Origin of the sequence: Bacillus cereus group sp. BfR-BA-01524 (assembly GCF_022662595.1) — a bacterium.
GTDB classification, from domain to species: domain Bacteria; phylum Bacillota; class Bacilli; order Bacillales; family Bacillaceae_G; genus Bacillus_A; species Bacillus_A thuringiensis_S.
In genome coordinates this window covers 1-227 of sequence record NZ_JAKUDW010000440.1, presented here as the reverse complement: position 1 = coordinate 227, position 227 = coordinate 1, and the positions used below count along the sequence as shown (strand labels likewise).

Here is a 227-nt window from a genome sequence, read left to right as displayed (position 1 = left end):
GAAGCCTGATGAAGGAACAGGAAAACCAGATAAAGGAACAGGAAAACCAGGTGAAGGAACAGGAAAACCAGGTGAAGGAACAGGAAAACCAGATAAAGGAACAGGAAAACCAGGTGAAGGAACAGGAAAGCCTGGTGAAGGAACAGAAAAACCAGGTGAGGGAGTAGAAAAACCTAATTTACCAGAACAAGGACAAGGTTCTTCTAATAATCAACAACTTCCAGCTA

General features: G+C 42.7%; 1 protein-coding gene. It reads left to right on the top strand.

Going from position 1 to position 227, the window contains the following annotated elements:
* Nucleotides 1-227, top strand: a 227-nt coding sequence (locus tag MR170_RS31790) for a hypothetical protein (RefSeq protein WP_242310773.1), incomplete at both ends; no start/stop codon positions are given.